This is a genomic window from Lysobacter sp. (assembly GCA_013141175.1).
Taxonomy (GTDB): domain Bacteria; phylum Pseudomonadota; class Gammaproteobacteria; order Xanthomonadales; family Xanthomonadaceae; genus Lysobacter_I.
The window spans coordinates 755,628-774,842 of record JABFRN010000001.1 but is presented as its reverse complement, the minus strand read 5'-3'; the positions used below and the strand labels follow the sequence as shown (position 1 = coordinate 774,842).

Sequence of the window (19,215 nt, the reverse complement as noted above, 5' to 3'; positions counted from 1 at the left end):
AATGCCGCCTGTAGTCGAGACGATGGTGTCCATCGGCGAGCCGCGACGAGGAGGCGGCATAGGCGTATCAAGTCTGCGAGCGTGTCCCCGTCATGCTCGGTCCAAGCGAATAAAGTAACAGGCTTGTCACGAAGAGTGTGAGTTGCGATCCAGCGATCGTGCAATGACGATCGCGGACATGGAAGTTACACTTGAAACCATCGCCGGGCGCATGGCCCGGTCGTCCTTGGATTACAGGCGAGATCGCCACATGGTCGTCACCTTCCCCGCGCCGTTCACTTCACCCGACATGGTCGTCGATGCGCTGCGCCGCAGCGGCTACGCGGCACTCGGCGCGGGCGATGTCGCGAGGCTCTGCGGCGTGCCTCTCGATGCGTTGCAGGCGCTGGCGCCGAGCTGGAACGACCTGCCGCCCGACGACTATCTGCGCGACGGCGGGCGTTACCGCCAACGGCGACATGCCTGCTTCGTGGTCGGTGCCGATGGCTGCGTGCAGGCGCCGCATCGTGCCCACTATCAGCCGCTTGACTACAACGCGTTGCATGGCGGCATTCAACGCTGGTTCGCGCCGATGGCGCCCGGGACCATCGCCTCGCCCGCCTGGCCGCAGTTGCTGCAGGCGCTGGGCGGGTGTCTGCGCCAGCTGCGCCGGATCGATCCCTGGTATGTGGAAGCGCATCAGTTCCGGATCGACACCACCGACGGCATCGGCCGGCCGACGCCCGAGGGCGCGCATCGCGACGGCGTCGATTTCGTTGCGGTGTTTCTCGTCGGCAGGCATGCGATTCGCGGTGGCGAGACCCGGGTGTTCGATGCCGATGGCCCGGATGGACAGCGCTTCACGCTGACCGAGCCGTGGAGTCTGCTGTTGCTCGATGATACCCGGATGATCCACGAGACCACGCCGATCCAGCCGCAGTCCGGTGCGACCGGCGGCTATCGCGACACCCTTGTGCTGACCTATCGGGCCGGAGGCTTCCAGTCGGAAGCCTGAGCGGCCCGTCCGGGCTATCAGTTACAATTGAAACCAATTAGACGCATCCAGTTCATTCACGCAGGTCGTTCGAGGTTCCGATGAAGCTTGGCAGTCTGAAAGAAGGTGGGCGGGACGGTACGTTGATCGTGGTTTCGCGCGATCTCGGGCGCGCCGTGCGCGCCGATGGCATCGCTCCGACGTTGCAGCGCGCCCTGGAAGACTGGTCGAACATCGCACCGCGTCTGAATGCGCTGTCAGAAGCATTGAACATGGGCGGCGCCGAAGGCGCATTCGATCTGGACATGGCATTGCTGGCATCGCCGCTGCCGCGCGCCTACGAATTCGTCGATGGCAGCGCCTACCTGCCGCACGTCGTGCGCGTGCGCCGTGCGCGCGGTGCCGAGGTGCCGGAAAGCTTCTATGCCGACCCGCTGATGTATCAGGCGGTCAGCGCCGGCTTCTATGGCCCGCGCGACCCGGTGCGGGTGCCGAGCGAGGACTACGGCATCGATCTGGAAGCCGAGGTCGTGATCGTCACCGACGACGTGCCGATGGCGGTGACGCCGGAGCAGGCGGCCGGCCACATCCAGCTGATCGGTCTGGTCAACGATGTGTCGCTGCGCAATCTGATTCCGAACGAATTGGCGAAGGGTTTCGGCTTCCTGCAGTCCAAGCCGCGCTCCGCGCTGTCGCCGGTATTCGTCACGCCCGACGAACTGGGCGACGCCTGGCAGGGCAGCAAGGTGCATCTGCCGCTGCTGACCCACATCAATGGCATCTGGTTCGGTGCCCCGGAAGCGGGCGTCGACATGCAGTTCGACTTCGCGCAGCTCGTAGCGCATGCCGCCAAGACCCGTCCGCTGTCCGCCGGCACCATCGTCGGTTCGGGCACGGTCGCCAACGAGGACACCTCGCTGGGGGCGTCCTGCTTCGCCGAGAAGCGCACGGTCGAGACCCTGGAAACCGGCAAGCCGATCACGCCCTTCATGCAATACGGAGACACGGTTCGGATCGAGATGCGCAGCCGCGATGGCGACGACATCTTCGGCGCGATCGAACAACGGATCGAACGCCCGGCAGCGTGATGATGGATGTGGCAGCGCTACGCGGGCGGATCGCCGCTGGCGAACGCTTCGCCTATCTCTGTTTCTGGGGCCATCGCCCGCGTGCCGATGACGCGCCATCGGCCGCGTGCTTCAGTCAGTGGTTCCCCGCCGCCTTCACGATCGACGCTGTCCGTTACGCCACCGCCGAGCACTGGATGATGGCGGAGAAGGCGCGCCTGTTCGACGATGATCGGGCGCTGGCGCAGGTGCTTGCGAACGCCGACCCCGCTGCGGCGAAGGCGGCCGGTCGCGCCGTCCGCAGCTTCGACGAGGCGACTTGGCTTCGTCACCGCTTCGACATCGTGGTGCGCGGCAATCGCGCCAAGTTCGAGCAGCATCCGCCGTTGCGCGACTTTCTGCTCGCCACCGGCGATCGGATTCTGGTCGAAGCCAGCCCGGTCGACCCGGTCTGGGGCATCGGGCTTGTCGCCGGGGACTCCCGCGCGCAAGATCCGATGCATTGGCAGGGACTCAACCTGCTCGGATTCGCGCTGATGGCGGTCCGCGACGCGCTTGGAGAACGGGCATGACCGAAGGTTTGCGGTTGTACGGCTACTGGCGCTCGAGTGCCGCTTATCGGGTGCGGATCGGCCTGAATCTGAAAGGGCTGGCTTACGAATCGGTGCCGGTGCATCTGATCCGCGACGGCGGCGAGCAGCATCTGCCGCCCTTCGCGCAGACCAATCCGCAGAAACTGATCCCGGTGTTTCAGCATGGCGAGCGATTGATCCGCCAGTCGCTGGCGATCCTCGAATACATCGACGAAGTCTGGTCGGATGCGCCGTTGCTGCTGCCCGCGCCCGCGCGCGGGCGCGCCCGCGTGCGCTCGTTGTCGCTGATGGTGGCCTGCGATATCCACCCGTTGAACAATCTGCGCGTGCTGCAGTACCTCGAACGCGAATGGCATGCACCACAGCCCGAGCGCGACGAATGGGTGCGGCACTGGATCCGTGAGGGTTTCGATGCGTTCGAGGCGCTGCTTGCAGACGATCCGGCCACCGGTACGTTCTGCGAAGGCGATCAGCCGACCATCGCCGACTGCTGCCTGATCCCGCAGGCCTACAACGCCCGACGCTTCGCCGTGGATCTGGCGCCGTACCCGACGATCCGGCGGATCGAGGAGGCCTGCCTGGCGCTGCCGGCGTTCGACGCCGCAAGACCGGAACGACAGGCGGACGCCCCGGCGATCTGAAACAAGAACGCCCCGACCTGGATCGGGGCGTTCGTCCGCACGACCTGCGTGGTCAGTGCGAGAACGAAGAGCCGGTGTCGCCGCCTTCGAACGCCACCGCATACGGGTCGTGCTCGCTGCCGCCGCTGCCTTCGGACAGGCGGAATTTCAGCGCGAGGCCATCGCGGGAGTCGGCGGCGCGCAGCGCTTCCTCCATGCTGATGCGGCCATCCTTGTGCAGCCGGAACAGGCACTGGTCGAACGATTCCATGCCTTGTTCGAGCGACTCCTCCATCGCGGATTTGATCTCGTGTATCTGCCCGCGACGCAGCAGGTCGCGGACCATCGGCGTGTTGATCAGCACTTCGGCCGCAGGCAGGCGGCGCCCGTCCGCACCTACGACCAGGCGTTGGCTGACCACGGCCTTGAGGTTCAGGGCCAGGTTCATCAGCACGTTCTTGTGCGCGCTTTCCGGGAAGAAGTTCAGGATGCGTTCGATGGTCTGGTCGGCGTTGTTGGAGTGCAACGTCGCGAGACAGAGATGTCCGGTTTCGGCGAAGGCGATCGCGGCTTCCATCGTGGTGGCGTCGAGGATTTCGCCGATCAGGATCACATCCGGCGCCTCGCGCATCGCGTTCTTCAGCGCGTTGTGGAAGGCATGGGTGTCCAAGCCGACTTCGCGCTGGTTGACCAGCGACTTCTTGTGCCGGTGCAGGTATTCGATAGGATCCTCGATGGTGAGGATGTGGCCGGCGGCAGTGGTGTTGCGGTAGTCGATCATCGATGCCAGCGTGGTCGACTTGCCCGAACCGGTAGAGCCGACGATCAGCACCAGTCCGCGCGGCGCCATGATGATGTTCTTCAGCACCTGCGGCAGTTGCAGCTCCTCGATGCTGGGGATCACGCTGCGGATCGCGCGGATCACCATGCCCACTTCGCCGCGCTGTTTGAATACATTGACGCGGAACCGACCGGCATCGGCCAGCGACAGCGCCATGTTCAGCTCCAGATCGCGTTCGAAATCCGGCACCTGGCCTTCGTCCATCAGCGAATAGGCGATCTTCTTGACCATGCCCGGCGGCAGGCCGGTATTGCCGAGCGGATACAGCTTGCCTTCGACCTTGATGTGCACCGGCGCGCCGGTGGTCAGGAACATGTCGGAGGCGTTTTTATCCGTCATCAGCTTCAGGAAATAGCCGATGTCCATTGTTGAACCTCCCCATACAGCCGTTGGCTGCGCTGTGGCTGCGGCGTTGCAACCGCCGCGAATGCTGATGACAATGGCGCGCGCGGATCGATCGATTCACCCGCTATCGATTCCATCACCGGCACGCTCCCCATGACTCCAAGCTTCGCACAAATGTCGCGCATCCCGCAGCACCCTCATGCGCTGCGTCACGGTGCTGCGGCGATCTCGCTTGTGATCGCGCTCACGTTTCCGTTCGTCGCCTCTGCGCGGACTCCGGTGCCGACCCAGGATCTGGAGACCGCCCAGGCCGCGATCCTGCGGGCTGAAGCCGCGGATGCCGATCAGTATGCAGGTGAGGCCCTGCTGCGCGCGAAGAACGCCTTGAGCCAAGCGCAGGCGGCGGTGACCGCGCGCAAGCCTGCCGATGCCATCGGTCTGGCCCAGTTGGCCGCCGCCGAAGCAGACTATGCCCAGGCGCGCAGTCGGGAAGCATCGTTACAGAGCGAGCTGGCCCGCCGTCGCGCTGAAATCGTCGAACTGCGCCAGCGTCTGGGCATCGAGGCTGCGCCGTGATCGCCCGTCGCCGCACTGCCGCAGCGCTCGCATTGGCATTGCTGCTGCCGTTCGCCACGACCACGGCCGCCGAACCCGACCCGGATGTCGTCCGGCTCGGTCAGCGCCTGCAGGCCATCGACACCGATCCGCAGCGCAACGCTTTCGCCGCTTACGAACGGCTGCAGGCCCGGCAGGCCCTGCAGGCGTTGCAGGCGGCGAAGCGCAAGCTGCGGCCACAGATCCTGCAGATCGCCAAGCTCAGGATCGAGGCCGCCGAGATCGCATCCCGCACCGAGGCCAATCGTGCCGAGCTGCAGCGGCTGGAGATCGAGCGCAGCGAACTGCTCGTCGAGGCCAGCCGCCGCGATGCCGAGCGTGCCCGCGCCGAGTCCGAGCGCCTGCGGGTCGAAGCCCAGATCCGGGCCGAGGAAACCTCACGGCTGCGTGAGGCGGTGGAGGCGGAGGCGCGCGAGCGTCAGGAAGCGGAGGGCCTGCTCGATACCGTCGCCGGCAGCGAGGCGGAAAAGCTCCGTCTCGCCCGCGAGCGCGAGGCGGAGCTGGCCCGCCGCGAGGCCGAATTGACCGCCGGTGGGCCGGTCGAACCGGTGGCCAAGCCCAAACCCAAACCCAAGCCGAAACCGAAGCCGAAACCCAAGCCGAAACCACCCGGCAAATGATATGTCCTGCAATCGGGTGGTTTCGAAAAACGATTCAAAATCAGTATGTTGGCTGCATTTCTGTGCCTGTTCCCCCACGCATCGGGATGCGGCCGTTGCCCCGGGCAGCGGGATCTTGCGTGTATGGCTTGCCCCGCGCCGGACAGAAGAGTAGGGTCGGTTTTACGGGGGCGGTTCGCCTCCGGACGACGAGCAGAGCCGATGACGCAGATGCACGACGATCCCAAGGAGAATGCCGCCGGAAGTGAAGTCCGTGCGGACGCTCCGGTCTGGGCGTCCGCACTGCCGATTCCCTGGTCATTACCATCACGCCCTGCGCCGCGTCCGGCCGGGGCGTTTTCATTTCCCGTCTCGACACCCCACTGTTTTCAAACCCACTGCTCCAAACCAACGTTCCCATCCCGAGGTCCGGTCGTTCTGGCTGGGCCGATCATCGTGCTGTGAGGAGGAATCCATGTTCGAAGGGCAATCCCAGACCGAGCTCGAAGCCTTGATGAAGGCGAATACCGAATTCCGTCAGCTCTATCATCGCCACAAGGAACTCGACAAACAGGTGCTGGATGCCGAGCTCGGCGTATTACCGATCGACGACACCCGGCTTGTGCAGATGAAACGCGAGAAGCTCGCCGCGAAGGATCGCCTCACCCGGATGTACGACGCACTGCATCACTGAGCCCGTATCACCAGCCTGTGGACGGCGGCGGTTTCAGCCTGCCGCCGTCCCGCCGCCCGTATGCCGGCACGCCGGCATCCCGCCCCCTCATCCGACGATGCGATAATCCGGCCTTTCCCCAGCGAGCTGGCGCCGGCATGTCGAATCTTCCCTCGGTCCGTGAATCTTCCGTCCACGACTCTGTTCTCGACCTGATCGCCGACACGCCGATCGTTCGCGCCCAACGTCTCGACACCGGCGTCTGCACGCTGTATCTGAAGCTCGAATGCCAGAATCCCGGCGGATCGATCAAGGACCGCATCGGCCTGCGCATGATCGAAGCCGCCGAGCAGCGCGGCGACATCCAGCCCGGCGCCACCCTGGTCGAAGGCACCGCCGGCAACACCGGGATCGGTTTGGCGCTGGTCGCCCAGCAGAAGGGCTATCGGCTGATTCTCGTCGTCCCCGACAAGATGAGCCGCGAGAAGATCTTCAACCTCAAGGCGATGGGCGCCGAGGTCGTGCTGACCCGTTCGGACGTGGCCAAGGGGCACCCGGACTACTATCAGGACATGGCGGCACGGATCGCCGGTGAAACCCCGGGCGCCTACTTCATCAACCAGTTCGGCAATCCGGACAACCCCGCGGCACACCAGTTCGTCACCGGCCCCGAGATCCTGTCGCAGATGCATGGCGTCGGTGGCCTGGACGCGATCGTGTTCGGCTGCGGCAGCTCCGGCACCATGACCGGCCTGTCCCGCTGTTTCGCCGAGCAATCGCCGCATACCGAGTTGATCCTGGCCGATCCTGTCGGCTCGATCCTGGCCGAATACATCAACGACGGCCGCCTCAACGAGAAGTCAGGCAGTTGGATGGTCGAAGGCATCGGCGAGGACTTCCTGCCCGATATCTCCGATTTCAGCCGGGTCAAGAAGGCTTACGCCGTCACCGACAAGGAAAGCTTCCTCGCCGCCCGCGAACTGCTGCGTTCCGAAGGCGTTCTGGGTGGTTCTTCGACCGGCACCCTGCTGACCGCCGCATTGAAATACTGCCGCGAACAGACCACGCCGAAGAACGTGCTGGTGTTCGTCTGCGACACCGGCAACAAATACCTTTCCAAGCAGTACAACGACTACTGGATGCTCGACAACGGTTTTCTGGAGCGCGAACAGCACGGCGACCTGCGCGATCTCATCCTGCGCCCATATACCCGCCGCGACACGGTGGTGGTCGGCCCCAACGATCTGCTGGTGACCGCCTACCAACGCATGAAGCTGTACGAGATTTCGCAATTGCCGGTCATGGACGGCGAGCGGATCGTCGGCATCCTCGACGAGAGCGATGTGCTGCTGCACGTCTACGGCGACGAAGCCCGGTTCCGCGACCCGGCCTCGACCGCCATGGTCAGCAAGCTCGACAAGCTCGACGTGCGCTCCCCGGTCGAGGCGCTGCTGCCGGTGTTCGACCGGGGCCACGTCGCCATCGTCATGGACGGCGAGCGCTTCCTGGGGCTGATCACCCGGATCGATTTGCTGAACTATCTGCGCCGACGCGTTCAGTAATCGAACGGTCGAAGCCGGGGCCGCGATGTTAAAATCGGCGGCCTTTTTCTTCGGAAACGCCTGAGATGAGCCAGTCCGAGCACGCCGACCCTGCCAGCGATTGGGGTCTTGGTACCAAGGCCATCCATGCCGGGCAAAGCCCCGACCCCAGCACCGGGGCGGTGATGACGCCGATCTACGCCACCTCGACCTACGCGCAGAGCAGTCCTGGCGTGCATCAGGGCTTCGAGTACTCCCGCACCCACAACCCGACCCGCTTCGCCTACGAGCGCTGCGTCGCTGGCCTGGAAGGCGGCAGTCGCGGCTTCGCCTTCGCCTCGGGCCTGGCGGCCACCTCGACCATCCTCGAGCTGCTCGACAGCGGCAGCCATGTGGTCTGCATGGACGACGTGTACGGCGGCACGTTCCGGCTGTTCGAGCGGGTGCGCCGGCGCAGTGCCGGACTCGATTTCAGTTTCGTCGATCTGACCGATCCCGCCGCTTTCGAGGCAGCCATCAAACCCAATACGCGGATGGTGTGGGTAGAAACGCCGACCAATCCGATGCTGAAGATCGTCGACCTCAAGGCAGTGAGCGCGATCGCGAAAAAGCACGGCCTGCTGATGGTCGCCGACAACACCTTCGCTTCGCCGATCCTGCAGCGCCCGCTGGAACACGGTGCGGACATCGTCATGCATTCGGCCACCAAATACCTCAATGGCCACTCCGACATGGTCGGTGGCATGGTGGTGGTCGGCGACAATGCGGAACTGGCCGAGCAGATGGCGTTCCTGCAGAACTCGGTCGGTGCGGTGCAGGGGCCGTTCGACAGCTTCCTCGCCCTGCGTGGCCTGAAGACGCTGCACCTGCGCATGCAGGCGCACTGCGCGAACGCGCTGGCATTGGCCGAATGGTTGCAGACGCATCCGGCAATCGAGCAGGTGATCTATCCGGGCCTGAAGGACCACCCGCAGCACGCGCTCGCAGCGCGGCAGATGGACGGCTTCGGCGGCATCGTGTCGATCCGCGTGAAGGGCGGCTTCGAGGGCGCGAAGCGCTTCTGCGAGCGTACCCATCTGTTCACCCTCGCCGAGTCGCTCGGTGGCGTCGAGAGCCTGGTCAATCACCCCGCGGTGATGACCCACGCGTCGGTGCCGGTCGAGCGTCGCGCTGTTCTGGGTATTCAAGATGATCTGGTGCGTTTGAGCGTGGGTGTGGAGTCGCTGGAGGATTTGCGCCGTGATCTGGAGTGGGCGTTGAGTCCGATGCGCTGAGGTATGCGGATGTCCAACGTCCTGAGGCAGCCGTTCGCGGCGCTCATCCAACATCGTTCCCTCGTCATGCAGTTGGCGCGAAGGGAAGTGCTCGGTCGTTATCGTGGCGCGACTTTCGGCATGCTGTGGTCGTTGATCAGTCCGATCCTGATGCTGATGATCTACACCCTCGCATTCGGATACATCCTCAAGAGCCGGTGGCCCGGCAGCAGCGGATCGACCGAGGACTTCGTTTTGATCCTTTTCTGCGGATTGATCCTGCACAGTTTCTTCGCGGAGTGTCTGACGACGGCGCCACGGCTGATCATTGCGAACTCCAACTATGTGAAAAAAGTGGTGTTTCCGCTCGATGCGCTGGTGTGGAGCATGGTTTTTTCGGCCTTGTTCCATTTGGTGATGAATATCGTCGTGCTGCTGGTCTTGAAGCTTGTCCTGCACGGATCGGTGCCATGGACCGTGCTTTTCCTGCCGCTCGTGATCCTGCCTCTACTGGTTCTTGCCGCAGGCGTCAGTCTGCTGGTGTCGGCAATCGGCGTTTACGTGCGGGATGTCGGTCAGTTCGTTGGCGTGCTTGCGACGGCAATGCTGTTCCTGTCGTCTGCGATTGTTCCGGTCGAATCGATTCCCGAAGAATACAAATGGGTTTTCATGTCCAATCCGCTCACCCCCGTGATCAATCAGGCGCGTGAAGTCGTGATCTGGGGACGTGTACCGGATTGGGGCTCGCTGGGGTTGCAAATGCTGCTTTACCTCGCCTTTCTCGTCTTCGGCTCGCTGACGTTCAACAAGATGCGAAGAGGGTTCGCCGATGTCCTTTGACAAGTCGAAGGACGGCGCCGAAGAGCCAGCGGTGGCAAGCCTGCCGGTCATCGAAGGACGTGGCCTGGGCAAGTGTTTCCGCATGTACGAAAAACCGATCCATCGGCTTCTGCATCGTTTCGGCAAACACAAGGCATCGAACGAATTCTGGGCGCTGAAAGACATCGGTTTCGAAATTGGCCGTGGAGAAACGCTCGGCGTCATCGGACGCAATGGCTCCGGAAAATCGACTCTGCTGCAGATCATCGCCGGCACACTCGCGCCGACGGAAGGCGAGATCCAGGTGAGGGGGCGGGTCGCTGCGCTGCTTGAACTTGGCAGCGGCTTCAATCCGGATTTCAGCGGACGCGAAAACGTACTGATGAATGCGGCGATTCTCGGTCTGAGCAGAGCAGAGATCGATCGCCGGTTCGACAGCATCATCGCGTTTGCCGACATCGGCGATTTCATCGACCAGCCGGTCAGGAGTTATTCGAGCGGCATGGTGGTGAGGCTCGCGTTCGCGGTGATCGCGCACGTCGATGCCGACATTCTCATCATCGATGAGGCGCTTTCGGTCGGAGATACGTTTTTCTCGCAGAAATGCATGCGTTTTCTGCGCGACTTCCAGTCGCGCGGCACCCTTCTGTTCGTCAGTCACGATGCCGCAGCCGTCGTCAATCTGTGCCGTCGCGCGATCTGGCTCGAGAATGGGCGCATCAAGATGGCCGGCCCTGCGCAAGAGGTGGTCGAAAACTACATGGCGCAGCAACATGCCGCGGAGCGCTCGAGTGTGGATGGCAGCGAGGTGAAGGTTGTGCGCAAAGATGCCGCGCAGCGTCCGCGCGCGACGGAAAATGATTTCCGGGCAGGTACTTTCGATCTGACCGGCCAAGGCAATCCGATCCGCGTATATGAATTCAATCCAGACGACACCGGAGTCGAATTCGGTGCAAAACAGGCGACCATCGTTACCGTTGGCATCCTGGATGCGCACGCCGCTCCGGTTGATCTCATCGCGGGTGGTGAGATCGTCGTCCTGCGAATATCCGTGCAGGTGCATGCTCCGCTCGAAAATCTGATCGTGGGCTTCTATGTCAAGGACCGGCTCGGCCAGCGTCTGTTCGGCGACAACACCTATCTTGTCTACCAGGAAAACGGTCTGCAGGGGGCTGCAGGCGAGCGTATCCATGCCGATTTCCGCTTCCGCATGCCGATCCTTCCCCGGGCGGCCTACACCGTCGACGCGGCGGTCGCCAGCGGAACGCAGCAAGAACACACGCAACAGCATTGGATCCACGATGCGATCGAGTTTCGTGCGCTGGATTCGACCATGCGGTTCGGATTGATCGGTATTCCCATGCTGGATATCCAGGTCGTCAGGGGGCAAGTGGCGTGAAGTTCACGGGTGAACGCTACGTGCCTTCGGTGATCGGTGAAATCCGATACGAACACCTGCACCGCTATGTCTGGTGCGCATCGGTGCTTGCTGGAAAGGAAGTGCTGGACATTGCCTGTGGCGAAGGCTACGGGGCTGCGTTGATCGCTGCGCATGCGGCTTCTGTGGTCGGTGTCGATATCTCTCGAGAAGCGATCAATCACGCATCGGCGCAGTATTCGCGATCGTCCAATCTTCGTTTCGAGCAGGGCAGCGCAGCGGCGATCCCATTGGCGGATGCGAGCGTGGATGCGGTCGTGTCATTCGAGACCATAGAGCATCTTCTCGAGCATGAGGCGATGCTCTCGGAAATCAAACGCGTACTGCGCCCTGACGGTTTTCTCGTTCTCTCTTCGCCCAACAAGGATGTATACGCGAAGTACAATGGCGCCCACAACGAATACCACGTCAAGGAATTGCGACTTGACGAATTGCAGTCGTTGCTGTCGACAGGATTCCCTGAGGTCCGTTATTACGCCCAGAGGTTTTCCGTCGTATCCGGTATTGTCCCCTTGGATAGCGTTCGTGGCGCCGCGATCGATTTTTTCGTGGAACACGGGAAAGATATCTCGGCGCGCACGCCGGAATTCGCCGAGCCGATGTATTTCATGGCAGTCGCGGCGATGGATGACCGCCATTTGCCGCTGATGTCGCCGTCGCTTTTCTGTTCCGAGGATGACGATCTGTACCAGCGCCATCGGGAAATCGCGCGGTGGGCGCAAGGTCTGGATAGCGAGGTCGAGCGCGTCGGCGGACTGCTACGGCGCGAGCAGTCGTTGCACATGGAGGCTGTGCGTTGGGCGCAGTCTTTGGACGAGGAAGCGCAGAAGCAGCGGGCGATCTGGTCCGAGCACTTCAATGGGCTTGAAGCGGCGACGCGATCGTCCACGGCGCTGCACTCTGGAATCACTAGCTTGGCAGCGGCATTGGATCTCGACACTACGGCCACAGCGCCGCAGGAAATGTCGCTGGACGATACGCTTCGATCATCGATGACCGTGCATGCGGGCATCTCGGATCGCGTGCAGTTATTGCTTGGAAAAAATCGCTCTTTCGAAGTCGATCGCGCCAATCTAGAAGCCCGGATCGAGACTCTGGGCCGTGCTGTCAGCGAGAGCGAAGCTGCCTATCGTGGCCTCGATGCAAGGCATGCGGCGCTCGAAGCGACGCATGCCAAACTCGAGGCGGCGTACTCGGAAGCGAATCGGCAGCATGCGACGTTCGTTGCCGAGGCTGATGCGAAAGCGGTTCTGCACGAGAGCGAGGTCGAATTGCTGACGCTGCGGTTGAATTGCGAAATGGCGGACGTGCGACGGCTGAACGACGAGATCGCCAGGATCGCGACTTCACGGTCCTGGCGTCTGACCCGTCCGTTGAGAGGGCTAGGCAGGATCATGCGCGGTGAATGGAGGATGGTGCTGGCGTCACCTTTCATGCAATCGCTGCGACGCGCAGAGATATCTTCCGATGAAGTTTCGTCCGAGCGTGACGCGTCCGGCAATAGAATGATTCCGGACGCCGCCGGCGCCGATGTCCGTATTGGGAAAGATCGTATTGAAAAAGATCTCGAGTCGATCCTGGACGGACTCGCATTCCCGGAATTCGAAGTGCCGGAGGTATCGGTGATCGTGCCGGCGTACGGCAAAGCGGTGATGACAGCGAACTGTCTGCGGTCGATTGCCCAATCCGCACCCGAAGCGAGTTATGAGGTGGTGCTGGTCGAGGACGAGTCTGGAGACGGCCAGATGCGCCGCTTCGCTTCGGTAACCGGTCTGCGCTATTCCGAGAATCCCCGGAATCTGGGCTTCGTGCGTTCCTGCAATCGCGCAGCGCAGTTGTCGCGGGGACGCTATCTGTTGTTCCTCAACAACGACACGCTGGTGGCGCCCGGTTGGCTGGATGCGTTGCTGCAGATGTTCAAGCTGCATCCGGATGCGGGTCTCGTGGGCTCGAAGCTGGTATATCCCGATGGCCGATTGCAAGAGGCGGGCGGCATTCTCTGGCAGGATGGTTCCGCATGGAACTATGGGCGCCTGCAGAACCCGGACGAGGGTGAATTCAATTATGTCCGCCGAGTCGACTATTGTTCGGGCGCCAGCATCCTCGTGGCGGCGGAAGATTTCAAATCCTTTTCCGGTTTCGACGAGCATTACGCTCCCGCCTACTGCGAGGATTCCGACCTCGCGTTCAAGATCCGCAGCATCGGCAAGCAGGTCTACTACACGCCGTTTTCGGTCGTCACCCATCTTGAGGGCGCGTCCCACGGTACCGATCTCGCGCAAGGCGGCAAGGCCTATCAGGTGCAGAATCAGCGCAAGTTCTTCGAGCGCTGGCAAGCCGCCTTGTCCCGGCATTATCGGAATGGCGAGCGGGTGTTTCGTGCACGGGATCGCGCATGGGATCGCAAAGTTGCGCTCGTCGTCGATCATTACGTGCCGCAGCCGGATCGGGACGCAGGCTCCCGGACCATGTTCGCGTACCTGCGGGCGCTGGTCGAAGCCGGCTGGCTGGTGAAATTCTGGCCGGACAATCTCCGGTACGATCCCGATTACACCCCGGCGCTACAGGCATTGGGCGTCGAAGTCATGCATGGGCCACGTTACTACGGCGCTTTCGATCGTTATATCCGAGAGAATGGTGCGGAATTCGATGCGGTGCTGCTGTCGCGCCCCGATGTGGCGATCAAGTATATCGAGGATGTTCGCCGTCATTCCCATGCACGGATCGTGTACTACGGGCACGACCTGCATTTTCGCAGGATGCAGCGCGAAGCGCAGATCGTTGGTACCGATGGTGGCGCTTGGCGATCGATGCGCGATCTCGAAGAGCGTCTCTGGTTGCAGGTCGATCTTGTACTCTATCCTTCGCAAGATGAAGCCTTCGATGTGCACCAGATGGTGCCCGGCGCGAATGCCCAGGCGATCGTTCCTTATGGCTTCGATGCGTTCCGTGAGGATGCGACCCCCGCCGGCCGCGCAGGCGTGTTGTTCGTCGCGGGCTTTGCGCACCCGCCGAATGCCGATGCTGCACGGCTGCTGGTCGAGGAACTGATGCCGATGGTGTGGAAGCGCCACCCGGGCGTGATGGTTTTCCTCGTGGGCGCAAATCCGTCCTCTGCAGTCAAAGCCTTGCAGGGCGAGCGTGTGATCGTGACCGGCTATGTCGACGACGAGATGCTCGAGAAATTCTATCTCAGGAGTCGGGTATCCGTGATTCCGTTGCGGTATGGTGCGGGCATCAAGAGCAAGGTCGTCGAGTCTTTGCAGCAAGGTTTGCCGCTGGTGACGACCTCCACCGGGGCGCAAGGACTTCCGGGTTTGTCGGATGTGGCATCCATCCATGACGAGCCGATGGAAATGGCAGAGAACATTCTTCGACTACTGGAAGACGACGCAGTCTGGTTGGAAAAATCCGCGAATGGTGGCGCATATGCACGCATGCGCTTCTCGCGCTCGAATCTCCGCGAACAAATCGACCGTGCGATGACCGGATCCGAAGTATCCGTGGGAGAACGCCAATGATCGTGCGAGCGCGGGCGCCGTTGCGTCTCGGTTTCGCTGGTGGCGGCACCGATGTACCGCCCTTCAGCGACCAGCACGGCGGTTTCGTCATGAATGCGACCATCGATCGATTCGCCTACGCGACGATCGACCGTTCGCCATCCGGCCGGCTCGAATTGCATTCGCTGGATGGCGATGCGCAGGATTCGCGAGCGCTGGGCGATGTCGATCTCGGCCCCGGTGCATTGCAACTGATGAGCGGTGTCTATTGGCGAATGGGCCGCGAGTATCCGGAGATATTTCTCGCGCCGATCCGGATACGATCGCACTCTGACGCGCCACCGGGTTCGGGCCTCGGATCATCGTCGACGATGGTCGTCGCGCTTGTCACCGCCTTCGTGGAATATTTCGGCTTGCCGCTGGGCGAATACGAGATCGCGCATCTCGCTCATTCGATCGAGCGTGTCGATCTCAATCTCGCTGGTGGTAAACAGGATCAGTATGCAGCGGCGTTCGGCGGTTTCAATTTCATGGAGTTCTACGACAGCGACCGGGTGATCGTGAACCCACTCAGGATCAAGGATTGGCTCTGCGCCGAGCTGGAAGCGAGTCTGGTTCTCTATTTCACGGGTGTTTCCCGCTCTTCCGCCCGCATCATCGAAGAGCAGTCGCGGAATGTGGTCGAGGGCAATCGACAGTCGGTCGACGCGATGTTGCGGCTCAAGGAAGAGGCGGTACAGATGAAAGAAGCGCTTCTGCGCTGCGATCTCGGCCGTTTCGCCGAGGTCATGCAGTCCAGCTGGCAGCTGAAGAAAATGATGGCCCGCAGTATTGCCAACCCCGCCATAGACGCGGTCGAAGAAGTGGCGATGCGCAATGGCGCGGTCGCGGCGAAAGTGTCAGGTGCCGGTGGCGGTGGCTTCATGATGTTCATGTGCGATCCTGCAGATCGGATCCGACTGTCCCGGGCTTTGGTCGAACAGGGCGGCTCGTTACTCGATTTCCACTTTCATTCAGGCGGAGCTGTTGCATGGAAATGCCGGTCAAGGTAGCCATCGCGTCGGAATTCAGGAAGACGCTCGACAATTTCGAGGCGATGTCGCGCGACGATTCGTTGTCGGCGAAGATCGCTGCTGCGGTGGACCTCTCGGTCACCGCGCTTGAAGCCGGCCGAGTGCTTTACTTCGCCGGCAATGGCGGTAGCGCGGCCGATGCCCAGCATTGGGCGGGCGAACTTGTGAGCCGGTTCTATTACGACAGGCCAGGGTTGGCTGCAGTCGCGTTGACGACCGACACCAGCATCCTCACCGCCATCGGCAACGATTACGGCTACGACTATGTCTTCGCCAGACAGCTGGAAGCCCTCGGCCGTACCGGCGATGTGTTCTTCGCGATTTCCACCTCCGGTCGATCGAAAAACATCCTGCGCGCGATCGCTGCGGCGAAATCGCGGGGCATCGCCGTGATCGGCTTCACCGGCGATGGCGGCGGGGAAATGGATCCGCTGTGCGACATCTGCCTGCAGGTGCCGTCCCGCGAAACGCCGCGGATTCAGGAAGGGCACGAATTCCTCGGGCATATGATCTGCGCGCTCATCGAAGCGCGGATGTTCCCGAAGCCGTGAGCTGCGACGAGGCCATCGTCCTGGTCGGCGGGCTCGGCACCCGCTTGCGGCCGTTGGTGAGCGATGTGCCGAAACCACTTGCGTCCGTCGCTGGTCGTCCGTTCCTCGCCTGGTTGCTCGGCCGTCTCGGCGATCAGGGGATCTGCCGCGTGATCCTTGCCGCCGGCTATCTCGCCGGGAAAGTGCAGCAGGCCTTTGGCGATGAGTGGCAAGGCCTGAGCATCGCGTATTCCATCGAGGACGAACCGCTGGGAACGGGCGGGGCAATCGCCCAAGCACTGAAACTGCGATCGGGCGATGCGATGCACGTACTCAATGGAGACACCTTCTTGGCGTATCGGCCGCAGGCGCTCGAAGCGGCCACGTGCGCCTCCGGACGCGCGATCGGCATGGCGCTGGCCCACGTCCCTGACGTGGCGCGTTACGGTGCGGTGGTGCTGGACGAAGGTCGCGTCTCGGCATTCCTCGAGAAAGGTGAACACGGGCCCGGGCACATCAACGCCGGCAGCTATTTCCTTCGCGCGGACGCGATTGCGAGGTTCCCGCAGTCGGGATCCTTCTCGTTCGAGCAGACCGTATTGTCCGAACGTGTTGCTGCAGACGACGTGTTCGGTTTCACTCAAACCGATGGTTTCATCGACATCGGGGTTCCTGATGATTACCTGAAGGCGCAGACCTTCATCGCAGGCTTCGCGTGACGCTCCCGCCCATTGCCGCGCCCGTCGTCGACCCGGCCAGCATCGCCGTGCTGCCGCTGGTGCCTCGCCGGGCGCTCTTCCTCGATCGTGACGGCGTGATCAATGTCAATCATGGCTACGTCCATTCAAAGGAACAGACGGAATGGGTGCCGGGCATCTTCGAGCTCGTCGGAGCCGCTGCTTCCGCAGGCCTGATCTGCGTGGTGGTGACCAATCAGGCCGGTATCGCCCGAGGCTATTATGATGAAACGCAGTTTCGTTCCTATACCGAATGGATGCACGGCGAGTTCCGCGACCACGGCGTACCGCTGCTGGCCACTTATCATTGCCCGCATCATCCCGAAGCCGGCCCGCATGCGACGATATGCGCCTGCCGCAAGCCTGCGCCGGGCATGCTGCTGGCGGCCCTCCGCGATTTCGACATCGATCCCGCGCGCTCGCTCATGATCGGTGACAAGCCGGGCGATATCGAAGCGGCTGTTGCGGCTGGCATTGGCCATGCTCACCAAGCCGCCGAGCACGATCTCTCCAGTGCCTTTTCTTGGCTTGGACAACAATTGGACAGGACAACATGACTGATTTGAATTCCATCGTCGACTGGTTCCACCGCAAGCGCCGCGCGGCTGCCAGTGAAGGTGAGGTGCTTGAAATCTACTTTCAGCATCATCCAAGAACGTCGTTCCTGAAAATGCTCGCGCAGGATGCGAAAGTAGTGGATATCGGTGCAGGCGATGGATCCCTGTCGGTGTTCCGTTCGTGGCCGCGTCCGAAGCGGGCAGACCTCAAGATGTACGCTTATTCCATTGAAAAGGGCAGTCATTTCGATCAGTTCGAGGACTACCGACTCAGCGATTGGAATAAGGAAATGCCAGTGTTCGATGGCGTCCGCTTCGATGCTGCTGTCTCAGCGCATTTCATCGAGCATATCCGCGAGCCAGAGTCGATCGTGGATTGGTTGAAACTGCATCTGGTTGATGGAGGACGTGCTTACGTCGAATGGCCCTCGCCGAATTCGATCGATTTGCCTTCCAGACATGCATTGATCGATGCTGGTGTCGAATTGATCATTTCGCGTTTCGATGATGATGATACGCATCGTGCAGGGTTGCCTGATCGTGCTGCGATGTGCAGCGCGTTCCGCGAGAACGGTTTTGAGATCGAGCAGGAAGGTGTAATCCGCATGCCTTGGATCGAAGAGCAACTCATGGCGACACAGCGGGACAATACTGATCGTTTTCCACGCCAAGCAGCATTCTGGCTGATGACTGGCTGGTCCCAGTATTTGATCGCGCGAAAAATTCAGTGCAGGTTGAGCCAGTGAAAACTGTTCTGGTCCAAGTCACTCGGTTTCATCAAGTAGTCTTGAACTCGATTGCACCACTATTCCACCAGCAGGTTATTGCTGGTGGGAACCTTGTTGATAGGATTTGAAGCCGAAGCTATCATGCGGAGCCAACAGGGTGCGCCGCGATCGTCGCTGAGCCGTGTTGGCACTTGAAACGTATTGATCCTGAATGCGCGATGGTCTTTCACGAAATCAGCAGCGACCTCACCGTGTACAGGGGGCCGCTGTCAATCGGAGCGTTGCGAGCTCAGCTTTGGTTTCGCCGTTGACCAGGCTAACGACAGAGCCGTCCCGGAGCCACTTGCCTGTGACTGAGTTCCCGACAGGACCTGCCGCAGACCACAGCTTTCTACCTTCACCTGGTGATTCCAGCCAGATTTCTATGCCATTTGTTCCGGCAGAGGTGGCATCCCACTCGACCTTGGATGCGACCAGTCCTTCGGCGGCTGTACAAAGGTCAATGACCCCCGGAGTGATCGTAAGCATTCCGTTGTCGGATATGATGGGCTTCCCATCGGACGCGATATGGGGAGCGCCAGCGTCTGCAGGTGAAGGGCCGTCCGGGGTGCACGCCATCAGCGAGACGAGAATGGTCGACAATACGATTAAGCGCAGGGGCTGCATTTGCATGTTGTTTGTTGGAGGCGTCATCGACGCGGGCGGGCCTAAGA

The 19,215-nt window shown here is 61.8% G+C and carries 18 protein-coding genes; 17 read left to right on the top strand and 1 reads right to left on the bottom strand.

What is annotated here, in order from left to right; translation table 11 throughout:
* Window positions 1-250: 250 nt before the first annotated feature.
* From HOP03_03605 to maiA, 4 genes are all read left to right on the top strand, one after another.
* Window positions 251-994 carry a 2OG-Fe dioxygenase family protein gene (locus HOP03_03605; GenBank protein ID NOT87251.1) on the top strand — a complete coding sequence of 248 codons (744 nt, stop codon included), beginning with the start codon at window positions 251-253 and terminating at the stop codon, window positions 992-994.
* Window positions 995-1,074: 80 nt separating this feature from the next.
* Complete coding sequence (locus HOP03_03600; protein NOT87250.1) at window positions 1,075-2,061, top strand: FAA hydrolase family protein; 987 nt, start codon at window positions 1,075-1,077, stop codon at window positions 2,059-2,061.
* A gap of 2 nt (window positions 2,062-2,063) precedes the next feature.
* Complete coding sequence (locus tag HOP03_03595) at window positions 2,064-2,612, top strand: NADAR family protein (protein NOT87249.1); 549 nt, start codon at window positions 2,064-2,066, stop codon at window positions 2,610-2,612.
* Window positions 2,609-3,274, top strand: a complete 666-nt coding sequence (gene maiA, locus HOP03_03590; GenBank protein ID NOT87248.1) for a maleylacetoacetate isomerase — start codon at window positions 2,609-2,611, stop codon at window positions 3,272-3,274. Before HOP03_03595 ends, maiA begins: the two co-directional genes overlap by 4 nt.
* A gap of 52 nt (window positions 3,275-3,326) precedes the next feature.
* Here the strand turns inward: maiA and HOP03_03585 are convergent, their stop codons facing one another.
* Window positions 3,327-4,460: a PilT/PilU family type 4a pilus ATPase gene (locus tag HOP03_03585; GenBank protein ID NOT87247.1), complete on the bottom strand. Its 1,134-nt coding sequence runs from the start codon at window positions 4,458-4,460 to the stop codon at window positions 3,327-3,329.
* Between the two features lie 132 nt (window positions 4,461-4,592).
* On the opposite strand from HOP03_03585, the gene HOP03_03580 reads away from it, so the two are divergent.
* The 13 genes from HOP03_03580 to HOP03_03520 all read left to right on the top strand — a co-directional run bounded on the left by HOP03_03580 (window position 4,593) and on the right by HOP03_03520 (window position 18,520).
* On the top strand, window positions 4,593-5,015 hold the full coding sequence (locus HOP03_03580) for a DUF4398 domain-containing protein (GenBank protein ID NOT87246.1): 423 nt from the start codon (window positions 4,593-4,595) through the stop codon (window positions 5,013-5,015).
* A complete protein-coding gene (locus tag HOP03_03575; protein ID NOT87245.1) occupies window positions 5,012-5,674 on the top strand; it encodes a hypothetical protein in 663 nt (220 codons plus the stop codon). The genes HOP03_03580 and HOP03_03575 overlap by 4 nt, the downstream gene beginning before the upstream one ends.
* A gap of 454 nt (window positions 5,675-6,128) precedes the next feature.
* On the top strand, window positions 6,129-6,347 hold the full coding sequence (locus HOP03_03570) for a YdcH family protein (protein NOT87244.1): 219 nt from the start codon (window positions 6,129-6,131) through the stop codon (window positions 6,345-6,347).
* Window positions 6,348-6,484: 137 nt separating this feature from the next.
* On the top strand, window positions 6,485-7,888 hold the full coding sequence (locus HOP03_03565; protein NOT87243.1) for a pyridoxal-phosphate dependent enzyme: 1,404 nt from the start codon (window positions 6,485-6,487) through the stop codon (window positions 7,886-7,888).
* Window positions 7,889-7,953: 65 nt separating this feature from the next.
* The gene (locus HOP03_03560; protein ID NOT87242.1) at window positions 7,954-9,141 is read left to right on the top strand and encodes a cystathionine gamma-synthase; all 1,188 of its coding nucleotides are present in this window, start codon (window positions 7,954-7,956) and stop codon (window positions 9,139-9,141) included.
* A gap of 9 nt (window positions 9,142-9,150) precedes the next feature.
* Complete coding sequence (locus tag HOP03_03555) at window positions 9,151-9,960, top strand: ABC transporter permease (GenBank protein ID NOT87241.1); 810 nt, start codon at window positions 9,151-9,153, stop codon at window positions 9,958-9,960.
* The gene (locus tag HOP03_03550) at window positions 9,950-11,338 is read left to right on the top strand and encodes an ABC transporter ATP-binding protein (GenBank protein ID NOT87240.1); all 1,389 of its coding nucleotides are present in this window, start codon (window positions 9,950-9,952) and stop codon (window positions 11,336-11,338) included. The genes HOP03_03555 and HOP03_03550 overlap by 11 nt, the downstream gene beginning before the upstream one ends.
* A complete protein-coding gene (locus tag HOP03_03545; protein ID NOT87239.1) occupies window positions 11,335-14,898 on the top strand; it encodes a methyltransferase domain-containing protein in 3,564 nt (1,187 codons plus the stop codon). Before HOP03_03550 ends, HOP03_03545 begins: the two co-directional genes overlap by 4 nt.
* A complete protein-coding gene (locus tag HOP03_03540; protein NOT87238.1) occupies window positions 14,895-15,929 on the top strand; it encodes a dehydrogenase in 1,035 nt (344 codons plus the stop codon). Before HOP03_03545 ends, HOP03_03540 begins: the two co-directional genes overlap by 4 nt.
* On the top strand, window positions 15,908-16,501 hold the full coding sequence (locus HOP03_03535) for a D-sedoheptulose 7-phosphate isomerase (GenBank protein ID NOT87237.1): 594 nt from the start codon (window positions 15,908-15,910) through the stop codon (window positions 16,499-16,501). The genes HOP03_03540 and HOP03_03535 overlap by 22 nt, the downstream gene beginning before the upstream one ends.
* Complete coding sequence (locus HOP03_03530; protein NOT87236.1) at window positions 16,498-17,199, top strand: NTP transferase domain-containing protein; 702 nt, start codon at window positions 16,498-16,500, stop codon at window positions 17,197-17,199. Before HOP03_03535 ends, HOP03_03530 begins: the two co-directional genes overlap by 4 nt.
* Entirely contained in the window at window positions 17,196-17,774 is a 579-nt protein-coding gene (locus HOP03_03525) for an HAD family hydrolase (protein ID NOT87235.1), read from the top strand. The genes HOP03_03530 and HOP03_03525 overlap by 4 nt, the downstream gene beginning before the upstream one ends.
* Window positions 17,771-18,520 (top strand): methyltransferase domain-containing protein, encoded by a 750-nt coding sequence (locus HOP03_03520; GenBank protein ID NOT87234.1) that lies wholly within the window; start codon window positions 17,771-17,773, stop codon window positions 18,518-18,520. The genes HOP03_03525 and HOP03_03520 overlap by 4 nt, the downstream gene beginning before the upstream one ends.
* The last annotated feature ends 695 nt before the right edge of the window (window positions 18,521-19,215 follow it).

Bases quoted from the DNA above. Each gene is read 5' to 3' on its own strand.
- HOP03_03605 (NOT87251.1), top strand. From the start codon at position 251: ATGGTCGTCACCTTCCCCGCGCCGTTCACTTCACCCGACATGGTCGTC.
- HOP03_03600 (NOT87250.1), top strand. From the start codon at position 1,075: ATGAAGCTTGGCAGTCTGAAAGAAGGTGGGCGGGACGGTACGTTGATC.
- HOP03_03595 (NOT87249.1), top strand. From the start codon at position 2,064: ATGGATGTGGCAGCGCTACGCGGGCGGATCGCCGCTGGCGAACGCTTC.
- maiA (NOT87248.1), top strand. From the start codon at position 2,609: ATGACCGAAGGTTTGCGGTTGTACGGCTACTGGCGCTCGAGTGCCGCT.
- HOP03_03585 (NOT87247.1), bottom strand. From the start codon at position 4,460: ATGGACATCGGCTATTTCCTGAAGCTGATGACGGATAAAAACGCCTCC.
- HOP03_03580 (NOT87246.1), top strand. From the start codon at position 4,593: ATGACTCCAAGCTTCGCACAAATGTCGCGCATCCCGCAGCACCCTCAT.
- HOP03_03570 (NOT87244.1), top strand. From the start codon at position 6,129: ATGTTCGAAGGGCAATCCCAGACCGAGCTCGAAGCCTTGATGAAGGCG.
- HOP03_03565 (NOT87243.1), top strand. From the start codon at position 6,485: ATGTCGAATCTTCCCTCGGTCCGTGAATCTTCCGTCCACGACTCTGTT.
- HOP03_03560 (NOT87242.1), top strand. From the start codon at position 7,954: ATGAGCCAGTCCGAGCACGCCGACCCTGCCAGCGATTGGGGTCTTGGT.
- HOP03_03555 (NOT87241.1), top strand. From the start codon at position 9,151: ATGTCCAACGTCCTGAGGCAGCCGTTCGCGGCGCTCATCCAACATCGT.
- HOP03_03550 (NOT87240.1), top strand. From the start codon at position 9,950: ATGTCCTTTGACAAGTCGAAGGACGGCGCCGAAGAGCCAGCGGTGGCA.
- HOP03_03540 (NOT87238.1), top strand. From the start codon at position 14,895: ATGATCGTGCGAGCGCGGGCGCCGTTGCGTCTCGGTTTCGCTGGTGGC.
- HOP03_03535 (NOT87237.1), top strand. From the start codon at position 15,908: ATGGAAATGCCGGTCAAGGTAGCCATCGCGTCGGAATTCAGGAAGACG.
- HOP03_03520 (NOT87234.1), top strand. From the start codon at position 17,771: ATGACTGATTTGAATTCCATCGTCGACTGGTTCCACCGCAAGCGCCGC.